Source organism: Mesocryomonas fontinalis, assembly GCF_055730125.2.
Map to the genome: position 1 here is coordinate 88,657 of NZ_JBUZWG020000005.1, position 18,919 is coordinate 107,575.

The following is an 18,919-nucleotide window of genomic DNA, read 5'->3' on the forward strand; positions in this document are numbered from 1 at the left end:
TTCTCATCTCTTGCCCATCGGCATGCCAACGTGCCGCCCGATCAACGGTAGTGGGAGCGACAGACGATGGACAACAACGACCGCCAGGCGATCCAGGGCCTCTTTTCCAAGCTCGGCGACGTCGAGCGCCAGGCTGGGCCACGCGATGCCGAGGCCGAGCGTTTCATCGCCGACAGCCTGAACCAGCAGCCGGGCGCACCCTACTACATGGCGCAGACCATCGTCATGCAGGACATGGCGCTGGCCAACCAGCAGAAGCGCATCGAGGAGCTGGAACGGGCGGCGCAGTCGGCGGGCCAGGCCTCGCAGGTGCCGCAGGCCTCTCCCGCCGCGCAGACGACGCCGGTTGCCGCTGCGGCACAGGTCGCTGCAGCCCCCGAAGGCGGCGGCATGTTCTCGCGCATCTTCGGCGGCGGCGCACCGCGCTCGGTCCCCTCGGTCGGTGGTGCCCGCCCGGGTGAAGCCCGCCCCGGCGGCGCATGGGGCAATGCCGGCGCCCAGCAGAGTGATCCCCAGACCACCCCCGCCGGCTACGCCCCGCGAGGACGCGGCTTCGGGGGCGGCATGGGCGGCGGCGGCTTCCTCGCGGGCGCGGCGCAGACCGCCATGGGTGTCGCCGGCGGCGTCATCCTCGGCAATGCGATCGGCAACATGTTCGGTGGGCACGAGGCGCAAGCGGCAACCCCGGCCGCCGATGCGACACCTGCGGCCGCCGATACCGCTGACGCCGACAAGGCCGACACCAACACGGCGGACAACAACACGGCCGACAACAACTCCGCTGATAACAACACCGCGGATACGGGCCGGGACGCCGGCAACGAGCCGGAGGTGCAGAATGCCTCGGACGACGGTGGCTGGTTTGGCGGCGACGATGGCGGCGGCTTCGACGATGGCGGCTTCGACGACATCTGACCGGCATTGCCAGACCGGGGCTGCCCGCCGTAAGCCGTGGCGCAACGCCGCGCCCGTCGTGCGGCCCCGTCTGGAGACATCGCCATGGATCTCGGTCTGAAAGGACGCAACGCCATCGTCTGCGCGTCGAGCCGCGGGCTCGGCCGAGCCTGCGCCATGGAACTGGCGCGGGCCGGCTGCCGCGTGGTGGTGAACGGCCGCGACGCGGCGGTGCTGGCGGAAACCGCCGAGGCGATCCGCACTGAAACCGGCGCCGAGGTGATCGCCGTGGTCGCCGACGTCAGCACGCGGGATGGTCAGGACGCGCTGCTGGCCGCCCTTCCGCAGGTCGACATCCTCGTCAACAACAATGGCGGCCCGCCGTTGCGCGATTTCCGCGAGATCGACCGGGAGGCGATGCTGGCCGGCGTCACCGCCAACATGGTGGCGCCGATCGAACTGGTGCAGCGGGTGATCGACGGCATGGTCGAGCGGAAATTCGGGCGGATCGTCAACATCACCTCCGCCTCGGTGAAAATGCCGCTGGCCGGCCTCGACCTCTCCAGCGGCGCCCGCATCGGCCTAACCGGCTTTCTCGCCGGCGTCGCCCGCACGGTGGCGCACGCCAACGTCACCATCAACTCGCTGCTGCCGGGCTCGTTCGACACCCGCCGCCTGCAGTCCGGCCAGCAAGCCGCCTCCGAGCGGACAGGCGTCGACATCGAGGTGATCCGCGACCAGCGGCGCGCTGAAATCCCCGCCGGCCGCTTCGGCGAGGCTGCCGAGTTCGGCACCGCCTGCGCGTTCCTCTGCTCGGCGCAGGCCGGGTACATCACCGGGCAAGCGCTGTTGATCGACGGGGGGGCGTATCCGGGCGTACTGTAGGTAGCGGCCCCTTAAAGCTGCCGCCGAGAGCAAAGCCGGACAGATCACGCGACGGCGACGCGCCTTCTTCGCCCCTCCGGGGAGAAGTGCCCGGCAGGGCAATGGAGGGCGCGCCACCCGCGCCTCGCCGCAAGCGCTGCCCCCTCACCCACCTTGCTGCGCTCGGCACCCTCTCCCCGTCGGGGCGAGGGGGCGCCTCGCCTCCCTACTCCGCCGCCTCCGCCACCGGCACGTAGTTCAGGATCGGCCCCAGCCAGCGTTCGACCTCGGCGAGCGGCATCTTCTTGCGCGCCGCGTAATCCTCGACCTGGTCCCGCTCGACCTTGGCGACGCCGAAATAGTGCGCCTCGGGGTGCGAGAGGTAGAGGCCGGCGACCGAGGAGCCGGGCCACATCGCGAAGCTCTCGGTCAGCGTGACGCCGATCGCCGCCTCTGCGTCGAGGAGGCCGAAGAGCGTGCGCTTCTCCGTATGGTCGGGCTGGGCGGGATAGCCCGGCGCTGGGCGGATGCCCTTGTAGGGCTCGCCGGCGAGTTCGTCGGGCTTGAACGTCTCGTCGGCGCCATAGCCCCAGAACTCGCGCCGGACTTTCTCGTGCATGGCTTCTGCGAAGGCTTCGGCGAAGCGGTCGGCGAGCGCCTTGACGAGGATCGCGGCGTAGTCGTCGTTCTGGCTGGCGAAGCGCTTGGAGATCGCCTCCTCCTCGATCCCCGCGGTCACCACGAAGCCGCCGACATAGTCGCTTGCGCCCGATTCCATGGGCGCGACGAAGTCGGACAGCGCCATGTTGGGGCGACCGTCGCGCTTCGAGAGCTGCTGGCGAAGGGTGAAGAACGTCGCCTTCTCCGCAGCCCGCGTCTCGTCGGTGAACAGGCGGATGTCGTCGCCGACCGCGCCCGCCGGCCAGAAGCCGATGACGGCCTTGGGATGAAACCACTTCTCCGCGATGATCTGCTTCAGCATCGCCTGCGCGTCCGCGAACAGAGCCCGCGCGGCCTCGCCTTGCTTCTCGTCCTCGAGGATCGCGGGATAGCGCCCCTTCAGCTCCCAGGTCTGGAAGAACGGCGTCCAGTCGATATAGGCGGCAAGCGTTTCGAGGTCGTAGTTCTCGAACACGCGGGTGCCGAGGAAGCTTGGCTTGGGCGGCACGTAGCCCGCCCAGTCCAGCTGCATCGCGTTTTCGCGGGCGCGCTCCAGCGGCAGCCGCTTCTTTTCGGATTCGCTGCGGGCGTGGTTGGCCGCGACCTTGATGTACTCGTCGCGGATGCCGGAGATGTAGGCGTCCTTGCCCTCGGGCGAGAGCAGGCTGGAAACGACGCCGACGGCGCGGCTGGCGTCGGTGACGTAGATCGTCTGGCCGGCATTGTAGCGCGGGTCGATCTTAACGGCGGTGTGGACGCGGCTGGTGGTCGCCCCGCCGATCAGCAGCGGGATGTCGAAGCCCTCGCGCTCCATCTCGGCCGCGACGTGCACCATCTCGTCGAGTGAGGGCGTGATCAGGCCGGAGAGCCCGATGACGTCGACATTGTGCTTGCGGGCCTCCTCGAGGATGCGCGTCGCCGGCACCATGACGCCGAGGTCGATGATCTCGTAATTGTTGCAGGCGAGGACGACGCCGACGATGTTCTTGCCGATGTCGTGCACGTCGCCCTTGACGGTCGCCATCAGTACCTTGCCGGCGGCCTGGCGCTCGGCCCCGCCATTGGCGAGCTTCTCGGCCTCCATGTACGGCAGGAGGATCGCCACGGCCTGCTTCATCACGCGGGCCGACTTCACCACCTGCGGCAGGAACATCTTGCCGGCGCCGAAGAGGTCGCCGACGACGTTCATGCCGGCCATCAGCGGCCCCTCGATGACGTGCAGCGGGCGGGCGACGCCCAGCCGCGCCTCGTCGGTGTCGACGTCGATGTATTCGGTGATGCCGTTGACCAGCGCATGCGCCAGCCGCTTGTCGACCGGCCATTCGCGCCAGGCGAGGTCCTGGACCCGGGCCTCCTTGCCGGCGGTGCCGCGGTACTTCTCGGCCTGTTCCAGCAGCCGGTCGGTGGCGTTGCCCTCGCCCTTCGGCGTGCGGTTGAGGACGACGTCCTCGCAGGCTTCCCTGAGTTCCGCATCGATCGTCTCGTAGACGGCAAGCTGGCCGGCATTGACGATGCCCATGTCCATGCCCGCCTGAATGGCGTGGTAGAGGAAGACGGCGTGCATCGCCTCGCGCACCGGCTCGTTGCCGCGGAACGAGAAGGAGAGGTTGGAGATGCCGCCGGAAATGTGGACGTGCGGCAGGGTCTCGGTGATCCGCCTGGTCGCGCCGATGAAATCGACGCCGTAATTGTTGTGCTCCTCGATGCCGGTGGCCACCGCAAAGACGTTGGGATCGAAGATGATGTCTTCCGGCGGGAAGCCGATCTCCTCGGTCAAAAGCTTGTAGGCCCGGGTACAGATCGCGACCTTGCGCTCTTCGGTATCGGCTTGCCCCTCCTCGTCGAAGGCCATCACCACGACGGCCGCGCCATAGGCGCGCACCAGCCGCGCCTGTTGCAGGAAGGCCGCCTCGCCCTCCTTCATCGAGATCGAGTTGACCAGCGGCTTGCCCTGGACGCATTTCAGCCCGGCCTCGATGATCGACCATTTGGAGCTGTCGATCATCACGGGCACGCGCGCGATGTCGGGCTCCGCGGCGACGAGGTTGAGGAACTCGACCATCGCGCGTTCCGAATCGATCAGGCCCTCGTCCATGTTGATGTCGATGACCTGCGCGCCGTTCTCGACCTGGTCTCGTGCGACGACCAGCGCGGCGTTGTAGTCGCCCGCGGTGATCAGCTTGCGGAATTTGGCCGAGCCGGTGACGTTGGTCCGTTCGCCAACGTTGACGAAGGGGATGTCCGAGGTCAGCGTGAACGGCTCGAGGCCGGACAGCCGCATGACCGGGACGTGCTCGGGCACCGCGCGCGGCTTCTTGCCCGCGACGGCCGCGGCGATGGCGCGGATGTGGTCGGGCGTCGAGCCGCAGCAGCCGCCGACGATGTTGAGAAGGCCCTCGTCGGCGAAACCGGCGATCTGGGCGGCCATCTCCTCCGGGCTCTCGTCGTACTGCCCGAACTCGTTCGGCAGGCCGGCGTTCGGATAGGCGCAGACCAGCGTGTCGGCGACGCCCGAGATTTCGGCGAGATGCTCGCGCATAGCCGCGGCGCCCAGCGCGCAGTTGAGGCCGACGGTGAACGGCCGGGCGTGCCGCACAGAGTGCCAGAAAGCGGTCGGCGTCTGGCCGGACAAGGTGCGGCCGGAGAGATCGGTGATCGTGCCGGAGATCATCACCGGCAGGTCGACGCCCTTTTCGAGGAAGATCTCGTTGCAGGCGAAGATCGCCGCCTTGGCGTTCAGCGTGTCGAAGATCGTCTCGATCAGGATCAGGTCGGCGCCACCGTCGATCAGCCCGCGCAGCTGCTCGCCATAGGCGATGCGCAGCTCGTCGAAGGAGGTGGCGCGGAAGCCGGGATTGTTGACGTCGGGCGAGATCGAGGCGGTACGGTTGGTCGGCCCGAGCGCACCCGCGACGAAGCGGCGCTTGCCATCCTCCTGCTCGGCGCGGATGCAGGCCCGCCGCACCAGTCGCGCGCCGTCGCGGTTGAGATCGTAGACCTGGTCCTCCATGCCGTAATCGGCCTGGGCGATCGAGGTGGAGGAGAAGGTGTTGGTCTCGATGATATCGGCGCCGGCGATCGCGTAGGCGTAGTGGATCGCCTCGATCGCTTTCGGCTGGGTCAGGATCAAGAGGTCGTTATTGCCCTGCAAATGGCAGGCGCAGCCCTCGAAGCGGTCGCCGCGGAAGTGGCTCTCCTCGTAGCCGAGCCCCTGGATCTGCGTGCCCATGGCGCCGTCGAGGATCAGGATGCGCTCGGATGCCGCCTTCATCAGCGCGGTCCGGGCGTCGTCGCGCGGCACGCTCGGCTGATCGAACAGATGATCGGTGATGTCGGTCATGGGTCACCTCGGCGCGGGGCACGTGAAGAGCTGCAGCACAACAGCAGCGCTTGATATAAACATATCCTTATATGAAGATAAGACCTATGGCGAGGCGTCGCACAACGCTACCTCGCGGAAAACATTACGTCGGCGGGGCCTGGGGGAAAAGAGCGGATGCTGCGGCGAGACTTCTTCGACCGGCCCGCGGCCGTGGTCGCCGCTGAATTGGTCGGCTCCCTGCTGACGGTGGACGGTGTCGGCGGCATCATCGTCGAGACCGAGGCCTATGACGGCACCGACCCCGCCTCGCACAGCCTCAACGGGATGACGCCCCGCAATGCAGCGATGTTCGGGCCGCCCGGCCACGCCTACGTCTACCGCTCCTACGGCATCCACTGGTGCCTCAACTTCGTCTGCGAGCCGGCGGGCGACGGCGCGGCCGTGCTGATCCGGGCGCTGGAACCGACCGCCGGCATCGACGCGATGCGCGCCCGGCGTCGCATGGAGGACATCAGCAAGCTGTGCGCCGGGCCCGGACGGCTGTGCCAGGCGCTGGCGGTCGACCGCGGGCATGACGGGATGGCGCTCGACGCGCCGCCGTTTGCGATTCTAGCGCCGACCACGCCGCCGACGCTGATAGTCGGGCCGCGCATCGGCATATCGCGCGGCATCGAAACACCCTGGCGTTTTGGCCAGGAAGGCTCGCGCTATCTCAGCCGAAACTTCCAAAAATTGGGCGCTGCGAAAATTTAGGCAGAAATTCTAGCCCGGGGGTTTTGCGAAGCGGCTCGGGGCGGTGCTAGGCTCCCGGCATCGAAGCGTTGGAAAGCCCTCTCCCATGAAGCCGCTGCCGAATTCCATCTATGCCCGCGACGTCGAATACGTGCTGCATGCCGCCACCAATGCGCGCAAGCACGAGGAGATCGGGCCGATCGTCATCGACCGTGGCGAGGGCATCTATGTCTTCGACGACCAAGGCAATAAGTATATCGAGGCGATGGCCGGCCTCTGGAGCGTCGGCGTCGGCTTCGGCGAGAAGCGGCTGGCGGACGCCGCCTACAAGCAGATGCAGAAGCTGCCCTACTATCATTCGTTCAGCCACAAATCGAACGAGCCGGCGATCAACCTCGCCGAGCGGCTGGTGAAGATGAGCCCGGAAAAGCTCGCCAAGGTGTTCTTCACCAATTCCGGCTCGGAAGCCAACGACACCGTCGTCAAGTTGATCTGGTACTACAACAATGCCCGCGGCAGGCCGGAGAAGAAGACCTTCATCTCCCGCGTCAACGCCTATCACGGCATCACCATGGCGTCGGCCTCGCTGACCGGCCTGCCGACCAACCACCGCGACTTCGACCTGCCGATCATTCCGGTCAAGCACGTCACCTGCCCGCATTTCTACCGCTATGGCCTCGCCGGCGAGACCGAGGCCGAGTTCACCGACCGCCTCGCGGCAGAGCTGGAGCAGACGATCCTCGACGCCGGACCCGAGACCATCGCCGCCTTCATCGGCGAGCCGCTGATGGGCGCCGGCGGCGTGCTGCCGCCGCCGGAAGGCTACTGGACCAAGGTGCAGGAGATCTGCCGCAAGTACGACGTGCTGATCGTCGCCGACGAGGTGATCAACGGTTTTGGCCGCCTCGGCACGATGTTCGCCTGCGAGTACTACGGCATCGAGCCGGACATGCTGGTGGTGTCGAAGCAGATCACCTCGTCCTACCAGCCGCTAGCCGCGGTCCTGCTGTCGGACGAGATCTACCAGGGCATCGCCGACAACACCGCCAAGATCGGCACGCTCGGCCACGGCTACACCGCCGGGGCGCATCCCGTGGCGACGGCGGTCGGCCTCGAGAACCTCGACATCATCGAGGAGAAGGGCCTTGTCGCCAATGCGAAAGCGATGGGCGATATCCTGCAGTCGGAACTGCGTCGGCGCTTCACCGACCACCCGCTGGTCGGCGAGGTCCGCGGCGTCGGCCTGATCGCGGCCCTGGAGCTGGTCGCCGACAAGGCGAATAAGACGCGCTTCGACCCGGTCGGCAAGGCCGGCGGCTTCGTGTTCCAGAAGGCGCATGAGCACGGCCTGATCATCCGCGCCATCGGCGACCAGATCGCCTTCTGCCCGCCGCTGATCATCACCGAGGCGGAGATCATGGACATGCTCGACCGGTTCGCCCTGACGCTGCAGGATACGGTTACATTTCTGCGGGGCTGACCGCCACGATCCCGACGCAAGGCGCCGCTAGGCCGGCACTATCGGCCCGCGCTGCGGCGCCTTCGGTCCGCGTGCGGGCCATCGAGACCGGGTGCGCCTGGAGACAAGGACTTTGCGATGCAGGTGCGTGCCTGTCAGCTCAGCGCCGACATGGGCGATCCCGTCGCCCGGCTGGCCGCCATCCGGTGGATGATCATCGATGCCGCGTCGGATGGCGCCGACGTCATGGTGCTGCCCGAGCTCGCCTTGACCGGCTACGGCGCGGGCGACCCGATCCGCGACGCAGCCGAAACGATCGACGGCCAGACGGTCAGCGAATTGCGCAAGCTCGCCGATGCGAACGGCATCGCCGTGGTGACCGGCATTGCACTCCGCGAAGAACAGGGCGTGATCAACGCCGCGATCATCCTGCGGCCACGGCTGCCGCCGCTGGTGTATGCCAAGCAGCACCTGTTCGGTCCTTACGAGAAAGCGCTGTTCGCCGCCGGCAACCGATCCTGCGAGGTGTTCGAGGTCGGCGGCCTGAAGGCGGCCGCGCTCGTCTGCTTCGACGTCGAGTTTCCCGAGCGGGTGCGCGAACTCGCCCAGGCCGGCGCGCAGGTGATCTTCGTGCCGACCGCCCTCCCCGCCGGCGGGTCGGGGCGGATGGTGGCGGAATACGTCGTGCCGACCCGGGCGTTCGAAAGCCAGGTCTTCATCGTCTATATCAACCATGTCGGGCATGACGGCCGCTTCGTCTACCAGGGGCTTTCCTGCATCGCCGCGCCCGACGGCACCCGCATCGTCGTCGCACCCGACGACAAGCCGCAGCTGATGAGCGCGACGCTCGACCCCGAGGACTACGCCCAGAGCATTGCCGACAATCCCTATCTCGCCGAACTCGCCCTGCACCGCCGGCCGTGAAACGTCCGGAGAGAGAAGCCGGGCCCGAGCGCCAACCAGGGGCAGGATCGGTCGATAGGATGAAAGCATGAGAGAGATTTCGGGCGTGCTGTTCGACAAGGACGGCACGCTTCTGGACTTCGAGGCGACCTGGGGACCGGCGACGGCAGCGGTGCTCGGCGAACTCGCCGGTGGCGACGCCGCGTGCCTTGCCGACATGGCGGAGGCGGCCGGCTTCCTGCCGGCGACCCAGAGCTTCACCGCGACCTCGCCGATCATCGCGGGCGCGACGAGCGACTTCGCACCGCAATGGGCGGCAAGGCTCGGGCTGGCGCAGGACGGCGCCTTCGACGACCGCGTGAACAGGCTCTACCGCGCGGCGAGCCTTGCCTCGCTGACCGGCTATGACGACAATGCCGGGGCGCTTGCCGCGCTCCGGCAGCGCGGCATCGCCATCGGCCTTGCCACCAACGACTCCGAGCAGAATGCCCGCGCGCATCTTTCCGCGCTGGGGATCGAGCATTGGTTCGACTTCGTCGCAGGCTATGATTCAGGCCATGGCGCCAAGCCCGGCCCCGGCATGGTGATCGCCTTCGCCCGGCATGTCGGCGTCGCGACGACGGCGGTCGCCCTTGTCGGCGACTCCACCCACGACATCGACGCCGCGCGGGCCGCCGGCGCGCTGGGCATCGGCATCGCGCGCACCAAGGCTGCCGCGGAAGCCCTCGGCACGCACGCCGATTACCGCGTGGACGACCTCGACGCCTTGCTGGCTCTCCTCGGTACGCCGTCCAAGGACTGATCCCGGGATGCCGGTGCCCGACCAGATGTGCTGCGGGCATCGCGGCTGCTGCGAGAAGTTTGCTTTTCAGCCGCGTCCAGCCCATGTGGAGGGCTCCCGACCGCGCGGCGGCCGCTGGAATTCCCACGGAAGTCCCATCCGCTTGCCTCTTCGCTCCCCCCTCGCAATGCTCGGCCTGTCGGCAGCCTTGCTGTGGGCGCTGGGTGCCGGGGCGGCCCATGCCGGCGAGCGCGTCCCGTTCGAGGACACCGGCATCGCCCGCGGCACCATCGTCATCCACACCGCCGAACGCCGCCTCTACCTGCTGCTGGGATCGGGCAAGGCGATGGCCTATCCGGTCGGCGTCGGACGGGCGGACCGGCAGTGGACAGGCCTGTCGTCGATCACCGGCAAGTATGTCCGTCCCAACTGGACGCCGCCGGCAGCCGTGAAGCGCGACAGCCCGAACCTCCCCGACATCAACCCCGGTGGCGCGCCGAACAATCCGCTCGGCGTCGCCGCCCTGACGCTGGCTGGTGGCGAATACGCGATTCACGGCACGAACAGGCCGAACTCGGTTGGTGGATTTGTTTCCTACGGCTGTATCCGCATGACCAACGAGGACGTCGTCGACCTCTACGACCGCGTCCGCGTCGGGACGCCGGTGGTGGTCCAGCGCTGAGGCGACCGGCGGCCCGCCCGGATCAGAGTTCCAGGCTGCCCTCGGACGAGCGGTCGTAGAGGATCACGGTCAGCAGCGAGGGATGGACCTCCAGCGTCTCGCCATAGCTGATGAAGCCCAGCCGGCGGAACTTGTTCATGAAGAAGCTGACACGCGAGCGGGTCGTGCCGATCATCTCGGCCAGCGTCTCCTGGCTGACCTTGGCAACCACCGCCGAGGACTGTCCGTCCATGCCGAAATTCGCCAGCAACATCAGCGTTCGAGCCAGCCGCTTCTCGCTGGAATTGAACATCTGGTCGATCAGGCTCTCCTCCACCCGGATCGTCCGGCGCAGGAGATAGGCGACGAAGAATTCGGAAAACACGGGCTCGGTCTGGAGCAGACGGGCAAACGTCGCGCGGTCGATCCGGATGAGATCGCAGTCCGTCATGCCGGTGGCGGTCGCCATCCGGTTGGGCTGCCCTGCAAGGCATCCCTCGCCGCAGAACTCGCCACCGTTCAAGATGGCAACGACGGCATCCTTGCCCTGCTGCGATACGACGGAGAGCTTCACCTGTCCTCGCGAGATAAAAAAGATCGTGTCAGCGATCTCGCCCTGCACGAAAATTCTCTCGTTCTTGGAAAATCTTACTGGATTCTTGGCCAGACCAGCTTGGCTCAGAAAATCCTTCACATCAAAATCGTCCGGCAAAATATGTTGCACGTTACGACCTCCCGAAATTGTTAACCGAGATTCTCGTAAAATTATTTCAAGTGAGCAATTTTGCTCAGAAGAATCTCATTATAAATTTAAGAAAGACAGGAATTACTACATTTCGGAGCAGGGCATGCGTAGAAATTCTGGAAAAAACTTGGCCTGGCCGGATTGGTTCCGCTCGCCGTTGCGGCAGGTTTTTCGAGTGTAGTTCAAGCCGAAGACCTGACGAGCTTTGCCATCCTCGCCGGCTCGACGGTGACGAACACCGGGCCAAGCGTCATCACCGGCAATATCGGCCTCAGCCCCGGCACCGCCGTCACCGGCTTCTTCTCGCCCGGCATCGTGACGCCGCCCTACAGCATCTTCATCAATGACGGCGTCGCGGTGCAGGCGCAGATCGACCTCGTCGCTCAGTATACCGACCTCGCCAACCGGCCGGCGACCAGCAACCTAACCGGCCGCGACCTCGCCGGTCTGGTGCTGGCGCCCGGCGTCTATTCCTATGACACCTCTGCCCAGCTGACGGGCACGCTGACCCTCGACGCCCAGAACAATCCGAATGCGGTATTCGTCGTGAACATCGGCAGCACGCTGACCACCGGCAGCGCCTCGCGGGTCGCGCTGATCAACGGCGCGCAAGGTGCCAACGTCTTCTTCGTCGTCGGCAGCTCGGCAACCGTCGGCACCGGCAGCGTCCTGTCCGGCCAGATCCTGGCGCTGACCAGCATCGCGCTGAACACCAGCGCCAGCATCAACTGCGGCGCGGCGCTTGCCCGCAATGGCGCGGTGACGCTCGACACCAACACGATCTCGGTCTGCACCGCCACGACGGCGCCGATCGCGCCGATCGTGTCGCCGACGACGCCAACGACGCCTGTCGTGACCGTGCCCGCCGGAACCCCCGTCACCACCACACCCGACGGCACCCCGGTCGTCACCTTGCCGGACGGCACCCCCGTCACCGTTCCCGAAGGCACCCCCATCGTCACCGCGCCCGACGGCACGCCAGTGGTCAGCACGCCGGTGGTCGTCCCGTCGCCGGTCGTAACCACACCTGTGGCGGTGACCCGGCGCGCGACGCGGAACGAGATCGCCGTCGCCCGCGGCATCGACAACGCCGTCGGACGCGGCAGCCGGCTGCCGCTGGTGTTCGCGCTCCTCACCCCCAACCAGCTGCTGGACGTGCTGGGCCAGCTGACCGGCGAGATCGGCACCTCCGTGGCGCCCGCCGGACGGGAGGCGATGAACTCGTTCCTGACCCAGATCTTCGACCGGATCAACGGCGACCGCAGCCCGTTCGGCGACCGCCCGGGCCGGGGTCCAAACGGCGAGGGTCCGAACGGCCCGGGCGGCCCTGGTGGCCCAGGTGGCTCCGAGGGTCCCGGTCCGGGCAATGATCGGTCGCCGCCTGGGGACGACGGCCTCATCCCGGCCAACGAGCGCTTCAACAGCCGCCAGCCGACCGGACCGTCGCCGACGATCCGCGCGCTCGGCTACGGCCCCGGTGACGCCGCCCCGCTCGGCGCGATGGCGACACTGCAGTCGCGCGAGCCGCTGCTGCCGCTGGCCCGGCCGGATCCGCGGCTCTGGAGCGCCTGGATTTCCGGCTATGGCGGCACGACGTCCACCGACGGCGACAACCGCATCGGCAGCCATGACCGCGACATCAACACCGCGGGCTTCGCCGGCGGTATCGATTACCTCGTCGATCCCGACACGCTGGTCGGTTTCTCGATCGGTGGCTCGAACAGCCAGTTCGACCTTTCCGGCGGCAACGGCTACGGCAGCATCGACACGGTGAGTGCCGCGCTCTACGGCCGCAGGAACTTCGATGCCGCCTACGTCTCGGCGGCCCTGGCGGCCAGCTACAACGACGTCTCGACCGAGCGGAGCGTCATCATCGGCGCGATCGACCGGTACAGCGCGGACTTTTCCGCCTACGACGTCGCCGCGCAGATCGAAGCGGGCTACCGGTTCGACGTGCCGGACCTTATCGCCCTGCCCGGTTCGGGCTGGGTGACGCCTTACGCCTCGCTGCAGGTCCAGACCTTCTTCACGCCTTCCTACGGCGAGACGACCTCGGCGAGCGGCGCGCTGTTCGCTCTCGACACGGCCTCCGACCAGTCGACGTCCACCCGCACCGAACTCGGCGCGCGCTTCGGCCGGAGCATTGTCCTCGACGAGAATGCCTTGCTGGCGCTTCGGGGCCGGCTGGCCTGGGCGCACGACGAGGGCGCGGACGCCGAAACCGACGTCAGCTTCCGGGCGCTGCCGGGCTCGAAGTTCCGCGTCGAGGGCGCCGACGACGGTGGCGATGCGCTGCTGGCCTCGGCCGGCGCCGAGGTTCGCTTCACCAACGGCTTTGCCGTCGCAGGCTTCGTCGACAGCAAACTGTCGGGGGACAGCCAGAGCTATTCCGGAACCGGACGGCTCAGCTACAGCTGGTAGCTCGCTGGCCGCCAGCATGACACCGTCGGCGGCGAAGGCTGCCGGCGGCCATCCGGCGCTCTGGCCGTTTCAGTCGCCATTTCAATCAGCCGCATCAGTCGCCGGCAATGGCGAGGGACCGGCGGCTATCGGCGTGCTCGCGCCAGATCAGCACGAGGCTGGACGCGACGATGACAAGGGCGCCGGCCACCACCTGCAGCGTCGGCACGTCCGCCCAGACCAGGTAGCCGTAGAGGAAGGCCCAGACGAGGCCGGTATACTCGACCGGGGCCACCGCCGAGGCGGGCGCGAACCGGAAGCCCTCGTACAGGAAATACTGTCCGAGCCCGCCGGCGAGCCCGAGCCCTGCCAGCATGCAAAGATCCGCCGCGCCCGGCGTGACCCAGACGAACGGCAGCATGGCGAGGGTGGCGAGGACGAACAGGATGTTGCTGACGACCATCTGGTTGGTGGTCGTCTCGGTCCGGCTGATCATCCGCACCAGGATGACGCTCAGCGCCCAGCAGCAAGCGGCGAACAGCGCCGACAGCGCGGGGTAGAGCACGAGATCGCCGCCGGGATCGGCCGCAAGCACCACGCCGCAGAAACCGGCGATGACGCAGATCCAGCGGACCGGCGTCACCTTCTCCTTGAGGATCAGCACCGACAGTACCACGACGACGATCGGCGCGGCGAAGTAGATCGTGGTGAGCTGGGCGAGGCCGAGGTCGCGGGCGGCGGAATAGAAGCACAGCCAGGCGACCAGCATCAGCCCGGCCCGCACCGCGAGGGCACGCTTGTTGGGGCTGTGGGCGACGGCCCGAAGGCCCGACCGGCCGCCGATCGCGAGCGCCATGGCGACGATGATGAGACTGCGGAAGAACAGTACCTGCGGCACGGCGAAGGTGGTGACGAGGAGCTTCACCAGCACGTCCTGCACCGAGAACAGGCTGTAGCCGAGGGCGCAGTAGCCGATCCCGCCGAGACGGCGGGCGGGGTCGTCTTGTATGGCGGTGGTCAAGCAAGGCTCCCTGCACCTTTCGGCGGGGAGCCCGGCATGTCCGACCCCTTGCGTCCGATTCGGCCAGCCCCGCGGCCAGCGTCCAGAGAAATGCCATTCCGACACCCGGAGGAGAAGGGGTCTTCTCGCCGCGGTTGAGGCGGGCGCATAAAAAGGCCGCCGTCATCCTCTGATGACGGCGGCCAGTGGGGCGTTGCGGCGACTTTACCGGCCGGCGATGATGCTGGCGATGACGCCGCTGGTGATGCCGACGAGGATGTAGGTGTTGTCGACCTTCACCCAGCGCTGGTTGCGGCCCGGCGCACGCAGGCCGTAGCGCTTGTAGTCGCTGACGCGGGTGCCGCCGCGCTGGTATCGACCGCCCTGCTTCATCCAGGCCGGGCGACGCGACTGGCGGACTTCCTTCCGGCTCTGACGAACCTCGCGCTTGCTATCGCGGACGTCGCGCCGGTCCTCGCGCAGCTCGCGCTTGTCCTGGCGCAGTTCCTGAACCTGCTGGCGGCTCTGGGCGGAGGCCTCGACCGCGGTCAGCACCGGCGCGGCAAAGAAGGAGAGAGCAAGGGCGACGATGAGCGATTCTTCATGGGGGTGGTTCCTCTGGAAGCGCCGAGAAGCACGGCGCCGCTGTTTAGATGAGGGGACCATGGACCTTCGGAGATGAACGCCGGGTGAGGATCGCATTACGATGTCGTAAGCTTTGCTGACGAGTGCGCGGGAGCCACCCTGCGGTTGCCGGAGGCATTGCCAGAAGGCCAGCAGCGCGTGAACCAAGCCTCTCGCGGCGGGCAGGACAGTTTCGGACAACGGTGGCGCGCCAGGGTTGTACGGGCGAAGGGCATTTATGCGAGGAAAACCATGACCAGCAAGCCAGGCTCGACGGCGGTCGGCGTCGGCCGCAAGGGTGCGTGGGAGATTAACGAGGCGCCCCCGCCTGCGCCAGCCCTGTCGCAGCCACGCCTGTCGAACGACGAGGTAGTCGCGATCTTCAGCCCGGACAGCCCGCCGATGTCGGCGATCAAGCTGGTCTGGGACAATCCGGAGCGGCTGGACCTCGAGAAGATGCGCCAGCGCCTGCAGGAACTCGCCCGCATCCTCCGGGCCAAGCCGCTCAACGACAGCATCGACATGATGATCGCAGCCGTCGATGTCGCCATCGCGCAGATCGAACGCGATCCGGCCGGGCTGACGCTCGAACAGGCGCGGGCCCTGCGCACCGCTGCCGAACAGTTGCGCCATCTCCTCGCCGGCGGCGCACCTTTCGCCAACAGCAATGGCTGACCGCAGCGATCGGATCGCGGGGCGCCCCCGGCTCCGGACCTTGAGAGAACAGCGAGCCTGTCGTCAGCCGGGGCGGCGCGAGATGCCGACCTTGCGGATGGTGAAGTTGGACTGGATGCGCGAGACGCCCGGCAGCCGCGAGAGCACGTCGGTGTGGATGCGCTCGTAGTCGCCGAGGCTTCGCGCCTCGACCTTCAGCAGATAGTCGGCGGACCCGGTCATCAGGTAGCATTCGAGAATCTCGCCGCATTTGCGCACGGCCACCTCGAACTTGCGCAGAAACTCCTCGGTCTGCCGCTCCAGCGTGATCTGGATGATGATCACGGTGGCTTCCTCGGGCCCCGGCAGATCGATCAGGGCGGTATAGCCGCGGATGACGCCGCTGTTTTCCAGCGCGCGCAGCCGGCGGAGGCAGGTCGAGGGCGACAGGCCGACGGCCTCGGCGAGCCTCGCATTGGTGATCCGCCCGTCGACGCTCAACTGGTCGAGGATCCGGCGGTCCGCTTCGTCGACGAGGGCCATGGCAGAATTCTCCAAACGGATGGTGTTTATCGCCGGCCAGGCGGCAAGAATGGCAGAACCTGCGATAGTTCGGCGTGAAATGCCAGGATGGAGCCAATAGCGTAGGTGCTGGAATTCATCCAGGAGTGCGCGATGGCCGTCGACGACCAAGCTCTTCCCGCAACGGCCGGGTGCCTTGCCGCAAGCGGTGGGGACTGGCGTAGCGCTGGCGGCGTGCTGCGCGTGGATGCCGGTGCTGTCGCGGAGAATTTTGGGCGTCTCGAGGCCGAGGTCGGTAGGGGGCGCTGTGCCGGCGTGGTGAAGGCCGATGCCTATGGTCTCGGCGTCAATGTCGTCGTGCCCGCCCTCGTCGAGGCCGGTTGCCGCGACTTCTTCGTGGCGCAGCTGAACGAGGCGCTGGCAGTGCGGCAGATCCTGCCGCAGCCGGCGCGGATCTTCGTCCTCAACGGACTGGTGCCCGGGGCGGAGGAGGCTTGCGCGGCCGCCGGCATCATCCCCGTCGCCAACCATTTCGGCCAGGTCGCCGCCTGGGCCGCGCTCAGCCGGCGCACCGGCCAGCGCTTGGCGATGGCCCTGCAGCTGGACAGCGGCATGTCGCGCCTCGGCCTGTCCTTCGACGAGGTCACGCGGCTCGCCGCCGAGCCGGGCCTTCTCGAGGCGGTCGACCTCCAGCTGGTGATGAGCCACCTCGCCTGCGCCGATCAGCCGGACCATGCCGCCAGCCGCGAGCAACTGGCCGCTTTCGATGCCGCCCGCGCGCTGCTGCCGGCTGCCCCCGCCTCGCTCGCCAACTCCGCCGGCATCTTCCTCGGCGAGGAGTTTCACCTCGACCTCTGCCGGCCGGGCGCGGCGCTCTACGGCATCAGCACCGGCCCCGCCTCCCCGCGCCTTCGCCCGACGGTCGCGGTCTCCGGCCGGGTCGCGCAGGTCCGGGAGATCGAGGCCGGCCGCCATGTCGGCTACGGCTACGCCTTTCGTGCGACGCGACCGATGCGCCTCGCGACGATCGCGGTCGGCTATGCCGACGGCTGGCCACGGCACCTCGGCGATGTCGGCGCGGCGTTCTGGGGCGATGCGCGCCTGCCGATCGTCGGGCGGGTGTCGATGGACAGTTTCGTCGTCGACCTCGCCGCCGCCGGCGACGCGCCGCCGGTGCCGGGTGACTTCGTCGAACTGATCGGCGAACATCAGAGCGCCGACGACGTCGCCGAGGCCGCCGGCACCATCGGCTACGAGATCCTCACCCGCCTCGGACACCGCTTCCACCGCATCACCGTCTGATCCTCTCCCGGAGCGCCTGCCATGCAAGTCCTGATCCTCGGTGCCGGTGTCATCGGCGTGACCTCCGCCTACGAACTCGCCAAGGCCGGGCACGAGGTCACCGTCGTCGACCGCCAGCCGGCGCCGGCGCTGGAGACGAGCTTTGCCAATGCCGGCGAGATCTCGCCCGGCTACGCCTCGCCCTGGGCCGGGCCGGGCGTGCCGATGAAGGCGCTGAAATGGCTGTTCATGCGCCACGCGCCGCTGGTGCTGCGGGCCAATCCCGACCCGAGGATGTGGCTCTGGATGGCGCAGATGCTGCGCAACTGCACCGCCGAGCGCTACGCGGTGAACAAGGGGCGCATGGTGCGCGTCGCCGAATACAGCCGCGACCGGCTGATCGCGGTGCGGGCCGAGACCGGCATCGCCTATGACGAGCGGACGCGCGGCACGCTGCAGCTGTTCCGCACGCAGAAGCAGGTGGACGGCACCGCCGGCGACATCGCCGTGCTCCGGGACTACGGCGTGCCCTACGAGGTGCTCGACGCCGATGGCTGCATCGCCGCAGAGCCTGGGCTCGCGGCCGTGCGCCCCCTCGTTGCCGGCGGTCTGCGCCTGCCGAACGACGAGACCGGCGACTGCCACATCTTCACCCAGCGCCTCGCCGCCGAATGCGAGCGGCTCGGCGTCATCTTCCGGTTCAACACCTCGATCGAGGCGATCGAGGCGTCCGGCGGCAGCGTGACGGGGGTGCGGACCGACAAGGGCCTGATGACGGCGGACACCTATGTTCTGGCGCTCGGCAGCTATTCGCCGCTGCTGACGCGGGCGCTCGGCTTCGCGCCGCCGGTCTACCCGGTGAAGGGCTATTCGATCACCGTGCCGATCGCCGATGCCGCGACGGCGCCGGTCTCGACCGTCATGGACGAGACCTTCAAGGTGGCGATCACCCGGCTCGGCGACCGGATCCGCGTCGGCGGCACGGCGGAGCTCTCGGGTTTCAACTCGGCCCTCTCGCCGGCGCGCAAGGCGACGCTGGTGCAGTCGCTGACCGATCTGTTCCCGACCGCGGGGAATGTCGAGGCCGCGACCTTCTGGACGGGCATGCGGCCGATGACGCCGGACGGCACCCCGGTGATCGGCCGCTCGCCGGTGGAGAACCTCTTCCTCAACACCGGCCACGGCACGCTCGGCTGGACCATGGCCTGTGGCTCGGCGCGGGTGCTGGCGGACATCGTCTCGCAGAAGAAGCCGGACATCCAGACCGACGATCTCGACCTGTCGCGCTACGGCTGACGCGCACGGCGCGCCGTCTGGCGACGCCTGGTGGCGGGCAAAGCACCCTCAATGGCAGCGGTAGCGGTGGCGGTGGCGGTGGCGGTGGCGGTAAGACCCGCCCGAGCACGCAGTTCGGCGC

Annotated in this window: 16 protein-coding genes; 11 read left to right on the forward strand and 5 right to left on the reverse strand. The window is 67.8% G+C overall.

The genetic code is table 11. From position 1 onward, the window contains the following. Window positions 1–66: 66 nt before the first annotated feature. Together ACZL02_RS13625 and ACZL02_RS13630 are read left to right on the forward strand one after the other, a co-directional pair. Window positions 67–915 carry a DUF2076 domain-containing protein gene (locus ACZL02_RS13625; RefSeq protein WP_472936947.1) on the forward strand — a complete coding sequence of 283 codons (849 nt, stop codon included), beginning with the start codon at window positions 67–69 and terminating at the stop codon, window positions 913–915. An 84-nt stretch (window positions 916–999) separates the two neighbouring features. Beyond that, window positions 1,000–1,779, forward strand: a complete 780-nt coding sequence (locus tag ACZL02_RS13630; RefSeq protein ID WP_472936946.1) for an SDR family oxidoreductase — start codon at window positions 1,000–1,002, stop codon at window positions 1,777–1,779. A gap of 205 nt (window positions 1,780–1,984) precedes the next feature. On the opposite strand, the gene metH is transcribed toward ACZL02_RS13630, so the two are convergent. Beyond that, window positions 1,985–5,758, reverse strand: coding sequence for a methionine synthase (gene metH, locus ACZL02_RS13635; protein ID WP_472936945.1), 3,774 nt, complete (start codon window positions 5,756–5,758; stop codon window positions 1,985–1,987). 156 nt (window positions 5,759–5,914) lie between these two features. Here metH and ACZL02_RS13640 point away from each other — a divergent pair, with 156 nt between their 5' ends. From ACZL02_RS13640 to ACZL02_RS13660, 5 genes are all read left to right on the forward strand, one after another. Further along, window positions 5,915–6,493: a DNA-3-methyladenine glycosylase gene (locus ACZL02_RS13640; RefSeq protein WP_472936944.1), complete on the forward strand. Its 579-nt coding sequence runs from the start codon at window positions 5,915–5,917 to the stop codon at window positions 6,491–6,493. Window positions 6,494–6,578: 85 nt separating this feature from the next. Then, window positions 6,579–7,952: an aspartate aminotransferase family protein gene (locus tag ACZL02_RS13645; protein ID WP_472936943.1), complete on the forward strand. Its 1,374-nt coding sequence runs from the start codon at window positions 6,579–6,581 to the stop codon at window positions 7,950–7,952. Between the two features lie 117 nt (window positions 7,953–8,069). Beyond that, window positions 8,070–8,855 carry a nitrilase-related carbon-nitrogen hydrolase gene (locus ACZL02_RS13650; RefSeq protein WP_472936942.1) on the forward strand — a complete coding sequence of 262 codons (786 nt, stop codon included), beginning with the start codon at window positions 8,070–8,072 and terminating at the stop codon, window positions 8,853–8,855. 67 nt (window positions 8,856–8,922) lie between these two features. After that, entirely contained in the window at window positions 8,923–9,636 is a 714-nt protein-coding gene (locus ACZL02_RS13655; protein WP_472936941.1) for an HAD family hydrolase, read from the forward strand. 166 nt (window positions 9,637–9,802) lie between these two features. After that, window positions 9,803–10,297: a L,D-transpeptidase gene (locus tag ACZL02_RS13660; RefSeq protein ID WP_472938098.1), complete on the forward strand. Its 495-nt coding sequence runs from the start codon at window positions 9,803–9,805 to the stop codon at window positions 10,295–10,297. A 22-nt stretch (window positions 10,298–10,319) separates the two neighbouring features. Here ACZL02_RS13660 and ACZL02_RS13665 read toward each other — a convergent pair whose 3' ends face one another. Then, window positions 10,320–11,000, reverse strand: a complete 681-nt coding sequence (locus ACZL02_RS13665) for a cyclic nucleotide-binding domain-containing protein (RefSeq protein ID WP_496258433.1) — start codon at window positions 10,998–11,000, stop codon at window positions 10,320–10,322. A gap of 162 nt (window positions 11,001–11,162) precedes the next feature. Between ACZL02_RS13665 and ACZL02_RS13670 the strand changes: the two genes are divergently transcribed. Then, window positions 11,163–13,442: an ice-binding family protein gene (locus tag ACZL02_RS13670; RefSeq protein WP_472936940.1), complete on the forward strand. Its 2,280-nt coding sequence runs from the start codon at window positions 11,163–11,165 to the stop codon at window positions 13,440–13,442. Window positions 13,443–13,536: 94 nt separating this feature from the next. Here ACZL02_RS13670 and ACZL02_RS13675 read toward each other — a convergent pair whose 3' ends face one another. Then, a complete protein-coding gene (locus ACZL02_RS13675; protein WP_472936939.1) occupies window positions 13,537–14,442 on the reverse strand; it encodes a DMT family transporter in 906 nt (301 codons plus the stop codon). Window positions 14,443–14,646: 204 nt separating this feature from the next. Beyond that, entirely contained in the window at window positions 14,647–15,087 is a 441-nt protein-coding gene (locus tag ACZL02_RS13680; RefSeq protein WP_472936938.1) for an RcnB family protein, read from the reverse strand. 210 nt (window positions 15,088–15,297) lie between these two features. Between ACZL02_RS13680 and ACZL02_RS13685 the strand changes: the two genes are divergently transcribed. Then, window positions 15,298–15,720, forward strand: coding sequence for a hypothetical protein (locus tag ACZL02_RS13685; RefSeq protein WP_472936937.1), 423 nt, complete (start codon window positions 15,298–15,300; stop codon window positions 15,718–15,720). Window positions 15,721–15,783: 63 nt separating this feature from the next. On the opposite strand, the gene ACZL02_RS13690 is transcribed toward ACZL02_RS13685, so the two are convergent. Continuing rightward, a complete protein-coding gene (locus tag ACZL02_RS13690; protein WP_472936936.1) occupies window positions 15,784–16,242 on the reverse strand; it encodes an Lrp/AsnC family transcriptional regulator in 459 nt (152 codons plus the stop codon). Between the two features lie 132 nt (window positions 16,243–16,374). Between ACZL02_RS13690 and alr the strand changes: the two genes are divergently transcribed. Continuing rightward, complete coding sequence (gene alr, locus ACZL02_RS13695) at window positions 16,375–17,523, forward strand: alanine racemase (RefSeq protein ID WP_472936935.1); 1,149 nt, start codon at window positions 16,375–16,377, stop codon at window positions 17,521–17,523. 21 nt (window positions 17,524–17,544) lie between these two features. Then, entirely contained in the window at window positions 17,545–18,798 is a 1,254-nt protein-coding gene (locus ACZL02_RS13700) for a D-amino acid dehydrogenase (RefSeq protein ID WP_472936934.1), read from the forward strand. Window positions 18,799–18,919: the final 121 nt, after the last annotated feature.